Below are 13,686 nucleotides of genomic sequence, written 5' to 3' on the forward strand. Positions count from 1 at the left end.
AAGAGATAAAAGGTTTAAAAATAGGCTATTATCAGTATTTAACCTATAAAATTGAAAATGGAAAAGTTTCAGAGGTATTACCTTAGCTTTTTGCTGCTTATCGTTTACACCAATACTATTGCACAGGTCAACTGTAATGCAGTAGAGGGGGAGAACTGCAAGAAAGCTTGTGAGTTATACAACTGGGCTTCAAATTTACAAGGTTCCGGGGAGTCGGAGGAAGGCTTTGATAAGGCGATTGGACTCTGTCCGGATTTCTCCGGTGCTTATATGGAGAAAGCGGCCCCTTACCTTAAAAACGGGGATTTTTCCACCTGGAAGATTCTGATTGATAAGGCTGTCGCCTTAGACCCTAAAATGCATCTTGGATACAGAGGTTGGTGCAGGTTCCAGTTTTTGCGGGATTATAGCGGTGCTGTTCAGGATCTTGAAACCCTTAAGCAATATTACCCGGAAGATTTAGGAAGATCCCTGAATGGAGATTATCGTCTGGAGGTCGTAAAGCGTATGTCTTATAGTGCTTTAGGACAGAAGGAAAAAGCGACAGGAATTATTGAAAAGCTTCTGGCTACAAGAGGCCATGTGAAAGGGCTGTTTGATCATGATCAGCTTGGGGTGATCTATTTTGAGCAGGGAAGATATGATAAAACCCTCGAAAATTTTGAAAAACAAAGCAAAGAATATGACTTTGCTGAGAACATATACTTTAAAAGTAAAGTTTCTAAGATCAGAAACAAAGATTATTTGGATTTGAAAATGTTGGCATTAAAACCTTATGATGAAGGAAAAGTCATGAAGGATGTTGATACGCATCATTTTAACAAAATCTACAGAAAGCAGATTGCAGAACTGTAGAAGATTAACATTAAATCAATAATCAAAAATTTACTTATGAGCAACGAGTTACAAAACATAAAAAACCGTTTCGGAATTATCGGGAATTTTCCGGCACTCAACAGGGCTTTGGAAAAATCTATCCAGGTTGCCCCTACGGATATCTCCGTCTTAGTTATTGGAGAAAGTGGGGTGGGAAAAGAGTTTATTCCGAAAATCATTCATTCAGAATCCAGAAGAAAACATCAGCCTTATATTGTTGTAAACTGTGGAGCAATTCCCGAAGGAACAATAGATTCCGAATTATTCGGGCATGAAAAAGGAGCCTTCACGGGAGCTACAGCAACCAGAAAAGGATATTTTGAAGTGGCAGACGGCGGAACTATTTTCCTGGATGAAGTAGGAGAACTTCCTTTACAGACACAGGTTCGTCTTTTAAGAGTTCTGGAAAGCGGGGAATTTATGAAAGTAGGATCTTCACAGGTACAGAAAACCAATGTGAGAATCGTAGCGGCTACCAACGTCAATATGATGAAAGCAATTCATGACGGAAGATTCCGGGAGGATCTGTACTACCGTCTGAATACCGTTCAGATTGATATGCCGCCGTTAAGAGAGAGAAAAGGAGACATCCATTTATTATTCCGGAAATTTGCGATAGATTTCGCAGAAAAATACAGAATGCCTGAGCTGGAGCTGGAGCCCAGTGCAGTTCATTACATTGAAAGTTATTCTTTCCCCGGCAACGTCCGTCAGTTGAGAAACCTGGTAGAGCAGATGACCGTTGTGGAAAGAAACAGAAATATTACGGCAGAAAAGCTTGCAGAGTATATCCCGATGGAAACCCACCTTCCTATGGTGGTGAATACACCAAATACTCCAAAGCAGAACGATTTTGGCAGTGAAAGAGAAATTATGTATAAAATTCTCTTTGATATGAGAAGCGATATTAATGATTTAAAATCCTTAACTTCGGAATTGATCAAAAACAGGGGAACAGGTGATCTGAGTAATCATGAGAAAAACCTGATCAACAGGATTTATACCCCGGAAAGCCAGTCGCAGGTAAACTCAGGATCTTTGCTGTATTTTGAAAATAATAATAATGATACGCCGGCAGTTCAGACCCCTACGATCATTTCAACACCTGAAGACAGCTACGAAGATATAGAAGATATTGAGGTGGAAGAAAACAGACCGGAATCTCTTTCCCTTCAGAATAATGAAAAAGACCTGATCATTAAAGCTTTAGAGAAGCATAAAGGCCGTAGAAACAGAGCTGCAGATGAGTTGGGGATTTCGCAGAGAACTTTATACAGAAAGATAAAACAGTATAATCTGGAAGATTAATAGGCTGACTTTTAAAAGCCCGGAAATTAATTAAGAGGAAAAATAAATAAGAAAAATGAGGAGTAAGATCAAAAATATTAATCTCAGACAAACAATCCTTACAGGAGTTCTTTTTGCACTGCTGGGAACTTTACATTCATGCTATTCCTTTAGCGGGTCATCCCTGAAAGGCGAGCAAACCGTTCAGATCAATGAGTTTCCCAATAATGCACCCCTTGTAAACCCAACATTATCCCAACAGTTCTCTACAGATATTCAGAACAGATTTTTACAGAGAACAACACTGAAGGGAACCAAAGAAAATCCTGATATGCTGATAGAAGGTGAGATTACAGATTATTCCATCACTCCTACTACGATCAGCTCCAATACGCAGACCAATTCTGCCGGAGGAGTTATTCAGCAGGCTCAGAATAAACTTACAATTACGGTAAAAGTGCATTATGAAAATAAAGTACGCCCTGATGCCAGTTTTGACAGAACCTATACTGATGAAGCAGCTTTCAACAGCAATTTATCACAGAATGATATCGAAACGTCACAGGTGAAAATCGTTACTGAAAGGATAATTAATAAAATTTTTAACGACATTGTAGCGAATTGGTAAGATGAATCCAAGAGTTTTAGAATTAATAAAAAATCCGAAAAATATTCAGTCAGAAGACCTGGGGCTTTTGAAAGAAGAGATTCACGCTTTTCCTTATATTCAAAATATCAGGGCGCTTCACCTGTATGGAGTGCACCTGTATGAAAAAGAAAACTATCAGAAAGAACTTTCTGTCACGGCGGCCTATACCACAGATAAAAAGATTCTTTACCAGCTGATCAACGGAAAGATCAGGCAGGAAACCAAAAAGGAACCTGCTGTGGAAGCCCAACCTTCCAAAACAGTTGAAAAAACAACTCAGTTTGCATATAAGAGCAAAGCATTCCCTATCAAAAGAGAAGAGGAGATTACCGCTGAAGAGAAAGCTAAAGAAGAGGTAAATGCTTGCATATTGCCAATATCGCACGATGTAAAGCCTGTCTTTGTGAACGGAGAGCGAAACAGAATTCTGTTTGAAGGAGAAGAAAACTTCCTGGATGAAGAAAATTCTGAAACAATAGATATTGAATCCACTTTGGAATCAGGAACACTGGTAACCCAAAAAGCAGAACCTGTTCAAAATACAGAGCAAATTCAGGCCGAAACAAATGAAAATACCGGCGAAAACTTTAGCCCGGAAACGGTTATCAATGAAGATGAAATTTTATCTGAATCTGAAAGAGCAAAAGTAGAAGAGGAAGAAAATGTTAGCTTCCAGGAAGTAGAACCTTTATTGCCGGAAGTGGAAATTGAAGACAATGCAGGAGAAAATACTCATACGGAAAATGCTGATAACGAAGATGAGGTTTCGTCTGAATCCGGGGAGGAAAAAACAGAGAATGTAACCCTTCACGAAGCGAAATCTACACTGCCGGAAGTGGATGCTGAAGAAAATGCAGGTGAAAACTTTACTCCGGAAATCGTTATTAACGAAGATGAAATTTCATCCGGGCCGGAAGAAACAAAAGTAGAACAGGAAGACAATACCAGCTTTCAGGAGATAGAATCTATACTTCCCGAAGTAACAATTGAAGACAATACAAGTGAAGAGCCGTCAGATGCTGAACCCGTTACTGGAAATAAAGAAATTTCCGCTTCGGAAACAGCACTGCAGGCAGAAGAATCTGACGCTGAAATAAGCTTCCATGGAACGGAAACTTTCCTTCCGGATGTTAAAATACAGACTTCCAGCGACGAAATCTCCCAATCAGCTAAAATTTCTCAGCCTACCCCTGGTATAAATAAACATGAGGAGGAAATGAGACGCCTGATCGAAGAAGTTGAAAAAAAGATGAAGGAAACGAAATCTGCTCCTCAGAAAGAAGAAGAAACAGAATCAGTGCCGGATCATGAAATCAGCTTTGCAGAAACCCAGAGCTTCCATTTCTGGTCCAACAGTGAAGAATCTCCGGCGTCGGAAGAAGTAAAAACAGAAGAAACGGTACAGGAAGAACAGTCTGAAGTTCAGGCTCAGAAACCGGAACCGGCGGCAGCTGAAGAACCGAAAGAAGAAATTATCACAGAAGAGATTCCGGAAACTCAGACTACAACCTGGAAGCCAATGAGCGTTGAGTCTAATATGCCTGATTCTTTAATCAGTAAAACAGTTGAAAGTCAGTCTTCTGTATCAGGGGAGACGGCGAAAGAAATTCCCGCTGCTGATGAAAAACCTGTCATACCAACTGAAGATAAAGTAGCTGAAATATCAGAAGAGGCTTCTGAGGAAGAAATGATACCAGCTGCAGAAGAAGTTTCTGACACTGCAGATAAGGCTCAGAATACAGACCATCTTACAGAAAGTGAAATACCTGTTGTAAAAGATGAAGAAGTTCCTGTAATGAATGTCTCATTCTTTGGAACAGATATTTCAAGTTTAAGTGTTGAAGAAAAGCAGAAGGAAAATAAAAAAGAACCTGCGGCAGAAAATCCGGCTCAGGAGATTACAATGAAAAATCCTTCCCAACCTTTGGCTGACAGTAACGTTCTAGGATTTATCAATACATGGCAAAGCTGGCTGAAGATCGACAGGACAGAAGAAATTGAAAAGGAAAAAGAAGTCATTAAAGAAAAAGCGATTGAAAACTTCATTGAGAACAATCCTAAAATAAGTCAGTTAAAAGAAGAAAGTACCTATGTGGTGAAAGAAAAGAATGATGACATTTCCCACCTGATGACAGAAACGCTGGCTAACCTTTATTTTGAGCAGAAATTATACAGTAAGGCAGTTAAAGCATTTGAGATCTTAAAGAAAAAATATCCTGAAAAAGCAGACTATTTCAATGCGAAGATCAAAGATGTCAATGATAGCAAAAGCGGTAAATAGATGAGAATATACCTGACATATCTGTTTCTGTTGGGTTTTTTATCGCTTTCATCAGCTCAGATAAGGCTTGATGAAGAATTTCCGGTCAATATATTTAAATATGAAACCACAATTTCTGTAAAGCATTTAAGTGAAGAGACTTCAATAAGCAGACTGCATGAACTGCCTCAGTCAAAACTATTGATGCATAACGGGTGGAATTCGGTAGGATCATCTTATAATTCGCTTCCCGGAATAGTTGCATCGGCATCTTTTGAAAAAATTAATACGAAAGATAAATATTGTAGCTTCTTCGGTTCCGTATTGGTAAACTATAGCAAAGGAATTTTTGAAGTTGAAATTGAAGCACACTCTTTTGATAAATTTTTATCCGGTGGAAAGCCCGGCTCTCAAAGGGATGCAGATTGTTTGAAATATTATCAGGAAACGATGAGGGAATTTATTCCTCTGATTACAGAATATCTTTCCGGAAAACCTGCCATACAGGAAAATCACAATGAAATGCTTGATAAAGCGGCCAATCTTACCGCTGAAGGAAAGAGTTTGGAAGCCTTAAAGATATATAATAAAGTCTTAGCTACAGACCCGGACAACCCATTGGCTCTTTTCAATAAAGCCCAGATTTTATTCTCTTTAAAAAAATATACAGAAACCCTTAATGTCATTCTGAGGGCAGAAAAAGGAAAAGGTATATCAGATTTTGATATCAGTACGTATAAAAGCATGAAAATTCAGGTGCTGCTTCTCACAAAACAGAATGACAGAGCAATAGCAGAAATCAACAAAGCACTCCAGTATGCTGAAAGTATTACCCCGGAAAAAGCTTTTGAAGCAGATGAAGATGAGAATGGAGAGCTATTGCTAAAACCTTCGGAAAAAACAGGATTGCTGTTAAAATGCGTCGGATATCTTCAGATGCTCAATAGAAATAGAGAAGCTCTGATTGCCCTGAAAAAATATGAAGCGCTGATTCCTGAACAGAACAGAAAACTTTTCAATCTGTTATTCAATTACTATTGCCAGCTGAAATCCCCTGAAAATGCTGAAAGAGTGCGTCTGCTGATTTCCAGGGATGATCCCGGGGCAGACCTGAAGTGTAAAAACTAATGTCCCGTACTTCTTTTTCGCAGTTTCCTCCATGCTTTCCGTCCGTAGACAATAACCAGGATAAGTAAAATAATGGCTGCAATCGCTGCTATTATCGGTGCTGCCATTGCAAGAACAGTCATCATACCTGCACCGGCTGTTTCAGTGGTTCCCACTACAGAATTTCCAAGACCTCCCGTGGTTGCGGTAGAAGCAGCCCGTATTCCTGCAAAACCAGAGCTGATGGTAGCCGCAGTTCCTCCGCCCGCAATTAATGCTAAAGCCCACTGAGGAAAAGTACCCAGGTCTGCAAACTGACTTGCAAACAGGATAGAACCCGCCACAGTAGCCATAGGAATAGAAACCGTATCCAGTAAATGATCTATAAAAGGAATATAATAGGCAAGAATTTCAGCCACCGTTGCAATTCCTGTCGTTATAAGGGCAGGCAGGCCTGAAAGCCATTCAAAATGCTCATTCATCGGAATCCAATGGAAATAAGAAGCAAGACTTACGATAAACATGGGCAGAAAAACCCGGAAGCCTGTTGCAGCAGCTAATCCGATGCCTATAAATGCACTCAGTACATAAGAAAGATAGGGAATATTGTCTAACATTTTAATTTTCAGATTTATTGTTTTCCCTAAAAGTACAAAAAGTATATGAGAACAGAATAGATTTACAAGGTATAGTGCTTAATTTCAACAGAATTATATTTTCTGAAGAATAAAAACCTTTGAGTCGGTAAAATTAATGAAAAATCAGTTTATTTATTGGTTTTCAATTAATTACATAAGTGTCTTGGTTGCGCATTACAGATTGATCTGTCTCATCCGTGATTGGAAAATGAAAATTGTTGAAAGCCTATTTTTTCTGGGTCTCACAAAGCCTGATAAACTGAGCTTCCACATCCTGAAGCCTGGGAGGCATCTCTGAAGAAACCCAAAACAGCATTGCAAGAGTCTTTTTCCCAAAAGCTTCATGAAATAAATCCTTATTCAGCCGATAGCATTCTCTCAGCAGCCTTTTGATGCGGTTTCTGTGTACCGCTCTTTTAAAATATCTTTTAGAAACTGAAACCCCGAACTTGGTAGCCTCTACAGGAGCAGTAGGTTTATCCTTCAGTATAATGATTCTCAGATTTCCGGAAGTTCTCCATTTACCTTTATCAAAAAGTAAACTGATCTCTGTATTTTTTTTAAGCTTTTCCGCTCTGGGATATTTGGAATTCTGCATTAATCTTTTTTCACTAAATAATTGATCACTTCAGCAGCAGCATACAATCCGAAAATAGCAGGAATAAAGCTGATAGTACCGTAAAATGATTTTTTGAAGTTGCTTCCGTCAGTCATTTTCAGGCTTTCCTCCTTTTGAATTTCATTAGAAAATACACATCGGAAACCTTTATTGATCTTTTCCTTCTTCAGCCTTTTTCGGACCTGTTTGGCAAGGAAACAGTTGTGGGTTTTGCTGATATCTCTTACCATCACCATGCTCGGGTCGGTTTTTCCCCCGGCACCCATTGAACTTACAATTTTGATTTTTCTCCTTCTGGCAGATTTTATCAGGCAGATCTTTGGAGTTACACTGTCGATACAGTCAAGAACATAATCAAACTTTCCGGAATCAAGAACTTCATCCATCCTTTCAGGATTCAGGAATTCATTGATTTTGATGAGGTTCAGCTGGGGATTGATGTCCAGCAGTCTTTCTGCGACTACTTCCACCTTATGTTTTCCAACCGTGGAATGTAAAGCAGGAAGCTGTCTGTTGATATTGGTGATGTCTACCGTATCACCGTCCACAATCGTCATATTGCCTACTCCGGCTCTGGCAAGGAATTCTGCGGCAAAAGAACCTACCCCGCCCAGGCCAACTACAAGCACATTGGCCCTGATCAGCTTTTCCAATCCATCTTCCTTTATCAGAAGTTCCGTTCTCTCCAGCCAGTATTTATCCATTTTTTATCGTGTGTAAATTGTCTAAAATTTGTTCGTTCAGTTGTTCCAAAGTAATTCCTTTTATTTCCGAAACCTTTACATACAGTTCTTCGATGTTAAAATCTTCATTGTCAGTCTCTAAAAAGAATTGATTCAGGGGGGTGTTTTTTAAAATATCCTGCAAAGATAAATTATACAAAACAGCTTTTCCAAAACTCAGGTAAAAATTATTGGCTAAAAGATCTGATGCAATCCGCTGCTTCTTGTTAAAACCGTGGATAATCATCGGCTGGCTGGCTTTTTTCCTAAAAGAAATAACTTCATAGAATTTTCTGACACAATGTACGATGATGGGTTTTTTTACCTCATTTGCGATGTTGATCTGTCTTAAAAAGACCTCCTCCTGAATTTTCTGGTCCACAGGAACAAGAGAGTCCAGCCCACATTCTCCTATAGCAAAGCAGTTGTTAAACATCATACCTTTCATCCACGAAAACTGCGTTTCCAGATCATCTGCCGCAATATCTTTGGGGTGAATTCCTATAGAATACGGAAAATCCGGTGGAATTCCTTCGGTATCCAGATTGTAAATTCCGTTTCTGATGTATTTCTTATGGTGATGAAAATCAAAAAATTCCATTTTCAAAAATAATCTTTTCCGGAAATAATGTAAAAATTATTAAACGATCGTTTATAAATCTGTTAAAAATTTCTTAACTTTACTCAAACTGCACTTTATGAAAAAAAAATTTACGGAAAAACAGATTCACATATTGGATATTGCGGAAGAGCTGATCGCAAAAAAAGGATATGAAGGAACTTCTGTAAGGGATATCTGTTCCAAGGCAAACATTAATGTCGCCATGATCTCTTATTACTTCGGTTCTAAAGAGAAAATGATGTCTTACCTTTATCAGTACAGGGTTCTGAAGACCAGAGAAAACTTTTCAGAATTTGCCGACACCATTAAAGAAGGAAAACCTGAAATGCAGATGCGTGAAATGATCAAGTATATCGTTTCCCAGCTGTTCAAGTACAATTATTTCCACGGATTTGTGACCCAGGAACTCCGCCATACAGAAAATCTGAAAGATGAACTGCTGGATTTTTATCAGCTATTTGTGAAGAAACTGGATGAAGTCATTAAAAAAGGGGTTGCCTCCGGAGTTTTCACCTTCACTCCGAAGCCTGAAGATATTCTGACCATGATTATCGGTTCCACATTATTTGTGATCAGGAATAAAAACTTTTATGAACTGTATGTTCCCAGTAAAAATGAAGAGACTTACAACAAAGAAGCCGAAAAAAAGGTGAGAATGAATCTTTTATTAAGCGTTTTTGCCATTTTGGGATACGCTGCAGACTAAAATTACGTTAAATATTCATAAAAAAAAATCTATTGACAAAAAAGTTATATTTTTGCAAATTAGTAAATCGGCTGTATAATCCGAAAACTGTTGAATTTTTTATATGAAAAAATATATTTTAGGTCTTTTTGCTGTAGCAGTGATTGCATCTTGTGTAAGCCAGCAGGAAAGAGCAATGAGAAGTGCAGACAAAGATTTTATCTTAAAAGCGGCTAATGAAAACTTTGCTAAGAAAAAATGGAAAAATGCATTGGCGCTTTATGACAGACTTGCTAATCTTGTAGCAGGAACAGATGATTTTCCTAATGTAGGCTTCAATACCGCATATGCCAACTATTATGACAAAAGTTATAAGCTGGCCGGTCATCAGTTTAAGAATTTTGCAGTGAATTTCCCAAAAGATCCGAGAGCAGAAGAAGCAGCTTATATGTCTGCGTTGTGCTACTATGAAGGATCTATGGATTATAACCTGGATCAGTCCAGTACCGAATTGGCTATTAATGAACTTCAGGATTTCCTGACCAATTATCCGAATTCTGAAAGATCTAAAAATATCTCCCAGCTTATTGATGAGCTGGCTTATAAACTAGAATTTAAAGCATACGAAAACGGACGTCAGTACTTTAAAATGGGGGACTACAAAGCTGCAGGCGTAGCATTGGAAAATGTACTGGAAGACTTCCCAAGTACAAAACTTCGTCCGAAGATCTATGATTATATCATGAAATCCCGTTACGAGCTGGCGATGAAATCTGTTTATAATCTTAAGGAAGAGCGTATTGAAAGTGCCTTAACTTATACAAAACTGGTAGAGAAAGAACTGCCAAATACAGAATATTCAAAATCTGCTGTAGATCTCAGAGGAAAACTGGAGAAAGAAAAACAGAGTTTCGCTGTGGTGAAGAAGCAGACAGAAGAAAGAATGGCTGCATTAAATGCAAAACAGAAAAAACAGGCCGAAAAATTAGCTGAAGCCAATAAAACCGAACAGCAGATCAAAGATCAGATCAGTCATGAAAAGCAGGCAAAGCAGATGCAGAGGGACAGTGCAGCACTTAAGACCCCTCCTCCTGCAGCGACTTTCAAAATTCAAAGATAATTCGTAAATTTGCCATCTTAAAATAAAAATAATTTTCTCAAAATGAGTGTAAAAGATACAAAAGCAGAAGTAAATACTATTACTTACGACAAAGATAAGATTGAAGATAAAGTAGGTTCAATCTATGAAGCTATTGTTATCATGGGAAAGAGAGCAGAGCAGATCAATGCGGAGATCCGTACGGAACTTCACAACAAATTGGATGAATTTGCCGTTCACAATTCTACATTAGAAGAGGTTTTCGAAAACAGAGAGCAGATTGAGATCTCTAAACATTACGAAAAGCTTCCAAAGCCAACTTCAATTGCTATTGAAGAATGGTTAAACGAAGATATCTATTTCAGAAAAACAGAAGACAGAAAGTAATCATCTGTGTTTTTTATAAACAAAGGTCATAAAGGAATGAAGTTCTTTTATGACCTTTGCTGTTTTAAAGCCTGATTGTGCGAAAAAATAAGTATTTTAGTATTTCAAAAAATTAAAACTAAATGAGTGTTTCCGGTAAAAAAATACTGATCGCCGTTTCCGGAGGAATTGCAGCCTACAAAATTCATTTTCTGATAAGGGATTTTGTGAAAAAAGGAGCAGAAGTACAGGTGATAATGACACCCGATTCAGAACATTTTGTAACAAAACTGAGCTTGTCTACCTTGTCTAAAAAGCCTGTTTACTCAGACTTTTATGGCGATAACGGGACGTGGAACAGTCATGTGGAACTGGCATTATGGGCTGATGTGATGATTATAGCGCCCTGTACAGCAAACACCCTGTCTAAAATGGTTCACGGTGCCTGCGATAATCTGGTTATTGCTACTTATATGTCTGCAAAATGTCCGGTTTTCATCGCACCGGCAATGGATTTGGATATGTACGTGCATCCCTCTACAAAAAAGAACCTGGAGCTTGCAGAAAGCTTCGGCCATACCGTAATCCCGGCAGAAAGCGGGGAGTTGGCAAGCGGTCTGACCGGACAGGGAAGGATGGCAGAGCCTGCCACTATTTTTACTACTGTTGAACGATTTTTTGCTGAAGGTGTACAGACCAGAAGCCTTGAAGGAAAAACTGTTTTAATTACAGCAGGGCCCACTTATGAAGCGATTGATCCTGTAAGGTTTATCGGGAATCATTCTTCCGGAAAAATGGGCTTTTCCCTTGCTGAGGAAGCTTCAAAGAGAGGTGCAAAGGTGATTCTTATTTCAGGACCAAGCGTTCAGACTTTAAACGATCCCAATGTGGAATTGCATAAAGTGACTTCCGCTAAAGAAATGCTGGCGAAAGTATTTGAGTTTTACGACAGAGTCGATATCGGAATTGCAAGTGCAGCCGTAGCAGATTATGCCCCGAAAGAAGTGGCCAAAGAAAAGATCAAAAAAAATGATGATAACCTTACCATTGAACTGGTAAAAAATCCGGATATCCTTAAAACAATGGGCGAAAAGAAAACCCATCAGTTTCTGGTAGGATTTGCCCTGGAAACCCAGAATGAAGAAGAAAATGCAAAAGGAAAACTGGAAAAGAAAAATCTGGATATGATTGTCCTGAATTCCCTGCGGGATGAAGGAGCCGGATTTAAAAATGATACCAATAAAATCAAGATATTTACCAAAACAGAAAAAAAAGAATTCGACCTGAAATCTAAAGATGATGTTGCCCGTGATATTCTCAATTTTGTTGAGTCTCAACTTTTAAAATAATTTTAATAAATTTCCGTTCTCAATTTTTAATAGACAATGAAATCGTGAGAAAGACAGATATCTATGAATAAATTACGATTACACACGTCATTTAAAAAACAATAAGTCTCCATATGAAAAAAATTATAAGTTTATTTTTTCTGTTTTTTCTGTATACTCAAAGTTTTTCCCAGGAATTGCTTGCTACAGTTCAGGTAAACTCCCAGCAGATAGGAGGGAGTAACCAGCAGGCTTTTAAAGCACTGGAGAAAAGTCTCAGGGATTTCATCAATAACACGAGCTGGACCGGGAAAAAACTTCAGAATTTTGAAAAAATCAAATGTGGATTTGCCATTGTTATTTCAGAAAGAGACGTGAACAAATTCAAGGGGTCCATTGTTGTTCAGGCAGTACGTCCGGTTTATAATACAAACTATGAAACCCCTCTGCTGAATCTTCAGGATCAGAGATTTGCTTTTGAATATATTGAAAATGAAAACCTTATCTTCAACGAAAGACAGTTTTCAGGTAAAAACCTTACCGATGTGATCAGCTTCTATATTTACCTTATTCTGGGTTATGATGCAGACAGTTTTCAGTCAATGGGAGGAACACAGTGGTTTGCAAAAGCCCAGCAGATCGCTCAGAATTCACAGAACAGAAACTATGAAGGTTGGAATACCATCAACGAACCGAGAAGCCGTACCATCCTGATCAATGAAATTATCAACCCGAACTGGAGCCAGTTACGCTCTACAATTTATACTTATCACAGAGCCGGGCTGGATAATCTTTTCAACCAGGATCAGACTGCCGGGAAAAAAGTGATCTTTGATGCCCTGATGCAGTTGAAAATGTATGAAAACTCCTTTCAGCAGGCATTCTTTTTCAATCTTTTCATGGATACCAAAAGTGATGAGATCTTCAATATTTTCAATTCCGGAAATAATGGAGGCCTGATGCTTAACGATTTAAAGCAGACCATGATCATCCTTTCTCCAAAAAATATTGATAATAAGTGGAATAAATGGAAGGTCTAGGCATCTGTCTATGATCTTTCGCACAGAGGTTCTTTGTTTTTATAAATAAAATGATCACCATTCCTGCTGCAGGATTTTGATTTTTTTATATGTATTTCATATTATTTTCTATATTTGTTATAATAGGATTCATTAATTAGCACCAAATTTTAAATAATAATTAGTATGAAAACAAAAATCAAAGCACAAAAGCTTACCAGAGACCAGCAAAAAAATATTTTAGGAAGTGGCCCGATTTCTTACGGATGCAGTGGCTGCTGCCTGTGGTCAAATCAGGATGGCGTAAGAACATGTATAGGATATTATCCTCCTAACAGGGATTGTACATGCATGGTTTAATAATCTGTATTGAAACATAATGATAAAGCCGTATGAAGAAAGGAAAAAT

15 protein-coding genes are annotated in these 13,686 nt (G+C 38.3%); 11 read left to right on the top strand and 4 right to left on the bottom strand.

Features of this window, described 5'->3' with window-relative positions; translation table 11 throughout:
• The first annotated feature begins 57 nt into the window (after positions 1–57).
• Genes BBI00_RS21220 through BBI00_RS21240 form a run of 5 tightly spaced genes read left to right on the top strand, consistent with a single transcriptional unit; the run spans position 58 to position 6,200 of the window.
• Positions 58–855 (top strand): tetratricopeptide repeat protein, encoded by a 798-nt coding sequence (locus BBI00_RS21220; RefSeq protein WP_065400835.1) that lies wholly within the window; start codon positions 58–60, stop codon positions 853–855.
• Between the two features lie 36 nt (positions 856–891).
• The gene (locus BBI00_RS21225) at positions 892–2,184 is read left to right on the top strand and encodes a sigma-54 interaction domain-containing protein (protein ID WP_065400836.1); all 1,293 of its coding nucleotides are present in this window, start codon (positions 892–894) and stop codon (positions 2,182–2,184) included.
• Positions 2,185–2,239: 55 nt separating this feature from the next.
• Positions 2,240–2,791, top strand: coding sequence for an LptE family protein (locus tag BBI00_RS21230; protein WP_065400837.1), 552 nt, complete (start codon positions 2,240–2,242; stop codon positions 2,789–2,791).
• Between the two features lies 1 nt (position 2,792).
• On the top strand, positions 2,793–5,093 hold the full coding sequence (locus tag BBI00_RS21235; protein ID WP_065400838.1) for a hypothetical protein: 2,301 nt from the start codon (positions 2,793–2,795) through the stop codon (positions 5,091–5,093).
• Positions 5,094–6,200: a tetratricopeptide repeat protein gene (locus BBI00_RS21240; RefSeq protein WP_065400839.1), complete on the top strand. Its 1,107-nt coding sequence runs from the start codon at positions 5,094–5,096 to the stop codon at positions 6,198–6,200.
• On the opposite strand, the gene BBI00_RS21245 is transcribed toward BBI00_RS21240, so the two are convergent.
• The 4 genes from BBI00_RS21245 to BBI00_RS21260 form a co-directional block, all read right to left on the bottom strand.
• A complete protein-coding gene (locus BBI00_RS21245) occupies positions 6,197–6,796 on the bottom strand; it encodes a DUF4126 domain-containing protein (protein WP_065400840.1) in 600 nt (199 codons plus the stop codon). The two genes, BBI00_RS21240 and BBI00_RS21245, sit on opposite strands and share 4 nt — an antisense overlap.
• 247 nt (positions 6,797–7,043) lie before the next feature.
• A complete protein-coding gene (gene rnpA, locus BBI00_RS21250; RefSeq protein ID WP_065400841.1) occupies positions 7,044–7,415 on the bottom strand; it encodes a ribonuclease P protein component in 372 nt (123 codons plus the stop codon).
• Positions 7,415–8,140: a tRNA threonylcarbamoyladenosine dehydratase gene (locus BBI00_RS21255; RefSeq protein ID WP_065400842.1), complete on the bottom strand. Its 726-nt coding sequence runs from the start codon at positions 8,138–8,140 to the stop codon at positions 7,415–7,417. Before BBI00_RS21255 ends, rnpA begins: the two co-directional genes overlap by 1 nt.
• Entirely contained in the window at positions 8,133–8,759 is a 627-nt protein-coding gene (locus tag BBI00_RS21260; RefSeq protein ID WP_065400843.1) for a TatD family hydrolase, read from the bottom strand. Before BBI00_RS21260 ends, BBI00_RS21255 begins: the two co-directional genes overlap by 8 nt.
• 97 nt (positions 8,760–8,856) lie before the next feature.
• Here BBI00_RS21260 and BBI00_RS21265 point away from each other — a divergent pair, with 97 nt between their 5' ends.
• From BBI00_RS21265 to BBI00_RS23460, 6 genes are all read left to right on the top strand, one after another.
• The gene (locus BBI00_RS21265; RefSeq protein WP_065400844.1) at positions 8,857–9,486 is read left to right on the top strand and encodes a TetR/AcrR family transcriptional regulator; all 630 of its coding nucleotides are present in this window, start codon (positions 8,857–8,859) and stop codon (positions 9,484–9,486) included.
• Positions 9,487–9,589: 103 nt separating this feature from the next.
• A complete protein-coding gene (locus tag BBI00_RS21270) occupies positions 9,590–10,585 on the top strand; it encodes an outer membrane protein assembly factor BamD (protein ID WP_065400845.1) in 996 nt (331 codons plus the stop codon).
• A 42-nt stretch (positions 10,586–10,627) separates the two neighbouring features.
• A complete protein-coding gene (locus BBI00_RS21275; RefSeq protein ID WP_027372958.1) occupies positions 10,628–10,951 on the top strand; it encodes a DNA-directed RNA polymerase subunit omega in 324 nt (107 codons plus the stop codon).
• Positions 10,952–11,073: 122 nt separating this feature from the next.
• Positions 11,074–12,279, top strand: coding sequence for a bifunctional phosphopantothenoylcysteine decarboxylase/phosphopantothenate--cysteine ligase CoaBC (coaBC, locus tag BBI00_RS21280; RefSeq protein ID WP_065400846.1), 1,206 nt, complete (start codon positions 11,074–11,076; stop codon positions 12,277–12,279).
• A 113-nt stretch (positions 12,280–12,392) separates the two neighbouring features.
• Positions 12,393–13,298, top strand: a complete 906-nt coding sequence (porD, locus tag BBI00_RS21285; protein ID WP_065400847.1) for a type IX secretion system protein PorD — start codon at positions 12,393–12,395, stop codon at positions 13,296–13,298.
• A gap of 165 nt (positions 13,299–13,463) precedes the next feature.
• The gene (locus BBI00_RS23460; protein WP_165602573.1) at positions 13,464–13,637 is read left to right on the top strand and encodes a hypothetical protein; all 174 of its coding nucleotides are present in this window, start codon (positions 13,464–13,466) and stop codon (positions 13,635–13,637) included.
• Positions 13,638–13,686 lie beyond the last annotated feature (49 nt).

Origin of the sequence: Chryseobacterium arthrosphaerae (genome assembly GCF_001684965.1) — a bacterium.
In the GTDB taxonomy this organism is placed as follows: Bacteria; Bacteroidota; Bacteroidia; order Flavobacteriales; family Weeksellaceae; genus Chryseobacterium; species Chryseobacterium arthrosphaerae.

Bases quoted from the DNA above. Each gene is read 5' to 3' on its own strand.
- porD (WP_065400847.1), top strand. From the start codon at position 12,393: ATGAAAAAAATTATAAGTTTATTTTTTCTGTTTTTTCTGTATACTCAA.
- BBI00_RS21255 (WP_065400842.1), bottom strand. From the start codon at position 8,140: ATGGATAAATACTGGCTGGAGAGAACGGAACTTCTGATAAAGGAAGAT.
- BBI00_RS21275 (WP_027372958.1), top strand. From the start codon at position 10,628: ATGAGTGTAAAAGATACAAAAGCAGAAGTAAATACTATTACTTACGAC.
- BBI00_RS21220 (WP_065400835.1), top strand. From the start codon at position 58: ATGGAAAAGTTTCAGAGGTATTACCTTAGCTTTTTGCTGCTTATCGTT.
- BBI00_RS21265 (WP_065400844.1), top strand. From the start codon at position 8,857: ATGAAAAAAAAATTTACGGAAAAACAGATTCACATATTGGATATTGCG.
- BBI00_RS21245 (WP_065400840.1), bottom strand. From the start codon at position 6,796: ATGTTAGACAATATTCCCTATCTTTCTTATGTACTGAGTGCATTTATA.
- BBI00_RS21270 (WP_065400845.1), top strand. From the start codon at position 9,590: ATGAAAAAATATATTTTAGGTCTTTTTGCTGTAGCAGTGATTGCATCT.
- BBI00_RS21260 (WP_065400843.1), bottom strand. From the start codon at position 8,759: ATGGAATTTTTTGATTTTCATCACCATAAGAAATACATCAGAAACGGA.
- coaBC (WP_065400846.1), top strand. From the start codon at position 11,074: ATGAGTGTTTCCGGTAAAAAAATACTGATCGCCGTTTCCGGAGGAATT.
- BBI00_RS21235 (WP_065400838.1), top strand. From the start codon at position 2,793: ATGAATCCAAGAGTTTTAGAATTAATAAAAAATCCGAAAAATATTCAG.
- BBI00_RS21240 (WP_065400839.1), top strand. From the start codon at position 5,094: ATGAGAATATACCTGACATATCTGTTTCTGTTGGGTTTTTTATCGCTT.
- BBI00_RS21230 (WP_065400837.1), top strand. From the start codon at position 2,240: ATGAGGAGTAAGATCAAAAATATTAATCTCAGACAAACAATCCTTACA.
- BBI00_RS23460 (WP_165602573.1), top strand. From the start codon at position 13,464: ATGAAAACAAAAATCAAAGCACAAAAGCTTACCAGAGACCAGCAAAAA.
- BBI00_RS21225 (WP_065400836.1), top strand. From the start codon at position 892: ATGAGCAACGAGTTACAAAACATAAAAAACCGTTTCGGAATTATCGGG.
- rnpA (WP_065400841.1), bottom strand. From the start codon at position 7,415: ATGCAGAATTCCAAATATCCCAGAGCGGAAAAGCTTAAAAAAAATACA.